This window comes from Streptomyces beijiangensis, from assembly GCF_017315755.1.
In the GTDB taxonomy this organism is placed as follows: domain Bacteria; phylum Actinomycetota; class Actinomycetes; order Streptomycetales; family Streptomycetaceae; genus Streptomyces; species Streptomyces beijiangensis.
Genome location: NZ_JAFLRJ010000515.1, coordinates 1 through 3,373, shown reverse-complemented (window position 1 = coordinate 3,373; position 3,373 = coordinate 1). Strand labels below are relative to the sequence as shown.

The following is a 3,373-nucleotide window of genomic DNA, read 5'->3' as shown; positions in this document are numbered from 1 at the left end:
CTCCGTACCCCCTGTCCCGCCGCTGCGGTTCGCGATGCTCGGCGACTCGACGGCGGCGGGACAGGGGGTACGGAGGGCGGGCCAGACCCCGGCCGCGCTGCTGGCCTCGGGGCTCGCCGCGGTGGCCGAGCGACCCGTGGACCTGCGGAATGTGGCGCTCCCCGGCGCGATGTCGGACGACCTGGACCGTCAGGTGACGGTGCTGCTCGCGGATCAGGTCCGTATGCCCGAGGTCTGCGTGATCATGATCGGCGCCAATGACGTCACGCACCGGCTGCCGCCGACGCAGTCGGTACGCCATCTGGCCACGGCGGTACGCCGTCTGCGCACGGCCGGGGCGGAAGTCGTGGTCGGCACCTGCCCCGACCTGGGCACGGTCGAGCAGGTCTACCAGCCGCTGCGCTGGCTGGCCCGCAGGGTCTCGCGCCAGCTGGCGGCGGCCCAGACGATCGGAGTGATCGAGCAGGGCGGCCGTACGGTATCGCTCGGCGAGCTCCTGGGCCCCGAATTCGCGGCGAATCCGCGCGAACTCTTCGGCCCGGACAACTACCACCCGTCGGCGGAGGGCTACGCGACGGCGGCGATGGCGGTCCTGCCCACGCTCTGCGCGGTGATGGGCCTCTGGCCGGAGACCGACCACCTGGACGCGTCCCGCGACGAGGACATCCTCCCGGTGGCGAAGGCGGCCTCCGCGGCGGCCGCCGAGGCGGGCACCGAGGTCACGGGCGCCCACGCCCCCTGGGCCCTGCTGAAGCACCGCCGCCGCCGGCGCATCGCGGGGGACACGGAACCGGCGGAGGTGACGACGCGGCACGGGTGAGCGGCTTTGGGGTCAGGCCGCCGGGGTCCGCTCAGGGGCCGAGTCCGGGGCCGGGGCCGGGGTGAGGATCGTGGCGGCCGGGATGTGGTCCGTGTTGCGGCGGGCCAGCAGCCAGTAGAGCGCTGCGGGGATCAGCAGGCCCACCAGCCAGGAGATGTCCGCTCCGCCCAGGGGGTCCACCAGGGGGCCCGTGTAGAACGACGTCGCCAGGAAGGGGAACTGGGCCAGCAGGCCGATCCCGTAGACCAGCAGGGCGTCCCAGCGCCAGGCGCCGTAACGGCCGCGGGGGTCGAAGAGGGCCGGGATGTCGTAGCGCTCGCGGGAGATCAGGTAGTAGTCGACCAGGTTGATCGCCGACCACGGCGTGAAGAAGGTCAGCAGGAAGAGCAGGAAGTCCTTGAAGGAGGACAGGAAGCTGTCCTTGCCGGCCAGGGCGACCGCCGTGCCCGCCACCATGATCAGGGCGATGTACGCCGAACGGCCGCGCGCGGTGAGGGTTTTCTGGGCCCGGAAGCCGCTGACGCCGGTCACCATCGACATGAAGCCGCCGTAGGTGTTCAGGACGTTGATCGTGAGCTTGCCGAGCGCGATGACGAAGTAGAGCGCGGAGGCGATGAGACCGGTGCCGCCGAGCGCGACCACGTAACCGACCTGGCTGTCGAGGAAGGCGCCGCCCGAGGTCGCCGCGACCAGGACGCCGAACGTCATCGACCACTGCGAGCCGAGCGTGGTGCCGCCGAGCGTCCACCAGAAGGTGGCGCGGGCGGAGGTGTCACGGGGGAGGTAGCGGGAGTAGTCCGCCACGTACGGGCCGAACGCCAGCTGCCAGGAGGCCGAGAGCGAGACCGCGAGGAGGAAGAGCGGGAAGGAGAACGCGTGGTCGTGGAGCGTGGCGGAGAGGTCGATCCGGTCCAGCAGGCGTATGCCCAGGTAGATGAAGGCGATCGCGCAGATGACGCTCGCCGCGCGGCCGAGTATGTGGATGACCCGGTAGCCGATCGCTGCCATGACGGCCGTGATCACGGCGAAGATGATGATGCCGGTGGTGTCGTCGAGGTGCGTGAGCTTCGCGACCGCCTGGCCCGCCAGGACACTCCCGCTGGCGAAGAAGCCCACGTACATCACGACCACGAGGAGGAGCGGGACCACCGCCCCCTTGACCCCGAACTGGGCGCGGGAGCTGATCATCTGGGGCAGGCCGAGGCGCGGGCCCTGCGCCGAGTGCAGCGACATGACGGCGCCGCCGATCAGGTTGCCGAGCAGCAGGCCGATGACCGACCAGAAGGCGTTGCCGCCGAAGACGACCGCGAGCGCACCGGTGACGACCGCGGTGATCTGGAGGTTCGCGCCCAGCCAGAGCGTGAACTGGGAGAAGGCGGTGCCGTGCCGCTCGGCGTCCGGGACCACATCGATTGAGCGCTGCTCCACCAGACCTGGCATGCGTTGCCTCCCTCTCGTACCCCGTGGGTATCCCATGCATTGATCTATGCAGAGTCGGGTGTGATGAATGGAAGGTCAATAGGTGCGGGTGAATTGTCTGTTACTTCGAGGTTTTCAGGGCGTGGCGACCTTGGCCTGGGCAGTGGATTGCGGGTTCAAGGGTGCGGGGGAGGGGCGGGCGGTGTCCCATGGCTGCCGTCATAGCCGATGGGCGTCAGGCCGCCGAGGTGTCCAGGGGGCGCAGTTCGTCCGCGTACGAGACCGAGATGCGGCGCATCAGGCCGTCGTCGGTGATGTCGTACTGGCCCAGGCGCCAGAGCGGCGGCGAGTACGCGTGGATCGAGACCGCGTCGTCCGTCGCGCCGGTGAGGCGGTGGATGTGGTCGGGGCCGAAGTGGAAGGACTCGCCTGCCGAGACGGCTGTGGCGAGGTGCCGGCCGCCTATCCGCGGGTTCGATTCGGTGAGTACGCCCTGGACCACGCGGACCGCGCCCGACGAGAGGTCGTGGTCGTGCCAGCCGGTGTCGTTCTGGCGGGTCCAGCAGAGCAGCCAGATGTCCACGTACTCGTCGCGGTGGAGGGAGGCGAAGTGCCGTTCGGTGTCGGAGAAGGCGACGTGGGGGCGCCAGAGGGCGGTGCGGGTCGCCAAGTCGTCCACCAGGGTGTGGAGTTCGTGCTTCTCGAGGGTGCGGGCGGGGAGGGCCGCGGTGTACGACGTCATGAGGTCGCTCCTTTCAGGAGGCGGGACGGGTTCGTGGTGCGCAGGGCGTGGAGTGCGGCCTCCGCGCCGAGGTCGGGGGTGGTGGGCAGGGCGTACGGGCGGTCGCTGCCGGAGACGATCACGTCGATCCCGGTGGTGCGGACGAGGGTGTCCACCGCCCGGGTGCCGTACGAGGACGTCTCGTAGAACACGTCGAAGTCGATCTCGCCCCGGCCGCCGCCGCGGGCCGCCAGGCGCTCGCTGTGGAGCGGGGCCAGGCCCGCGAGCGCCGCGAAGCAGACGCGCAGGCGCGGGTGGCGGGTGCGGCCGAAGGCGCGGAAGGCGTACCAGGAGGCGTGCAGCTGGTGGACGTACGGGACCAGGGCCGGCCACCAGGGCGGGGTGCCGGGGGG

At 70.9% G+C, this 3,373-nt stretch carries 3 protein-coding genes and 1 pseudogene; 1 reads left to right on the top strand and 3 read right to left on the bottom strand.

Annotation, left to right across the window (positions count from 1 at the left end):
- On the top strand, positions 1-820 hold an 820-nt coding region (locus J0695_RS36170), incomplete at its 5' end, for an SGNH/GDSL hydrolase family protein (protein WP_206969011.1).
- Between the two features lie 12 nt (positions 821-832).
- Here J0695_RS36170 and J0695_RS36165 read toward each other — a convergent pair.
- The 3 genes and pseudogenes from J0695_RS36165 to J0695_RS36155 form a co-directional block, all read right to left on the bottom strand.
- A complete protein-coding gene (locus J0695_RS36165; RefSeq protein WP_206969010.1) occupies positions 833-2,260 on the bottom strand; it encodes a purine-cytosine permease family protein in 1,428 nt (475 codons plus the stop codon).
- Positions 2,261-2,474: 214 nt separating this feature from the next.
- Entirely contained in the window at positions 2,475-2,981 is a 507-nt protein-coding gene (locus J0695_RS36160; RefSeq protein ID WP_206969009.1) for a cysteine dioxygenase, read from the bottom strand.
- Positions 2,978-3,373 (bottom strand): annotated as a pseudogene (locus J0695_RS36155) (amidohydrolase); the annotation flags it as partial. The gene J0695_RS36160 and the pseudogene J0695_RS36155, both read right to left, overlap by 4 nt.

What these genes read in the sequence shown, in the direction of transcription:
- J0695_RS36165 (WP_206969010.1), bottom strand. Translation starts at nt 2,260, where the DNA reads ATGCCAGGTCTGGTGGAGCAGCGCTCAATCGATGTGGTCCCGGACGCC.
- J0695_RS36160 (WP_206969009.1), bottom strand. Translation starts at nt 2,981, where the DNA reads ATGACGTCGTACACCGCGGCCCTCCCCGCCCGCACCCTCGAGAAGCAC.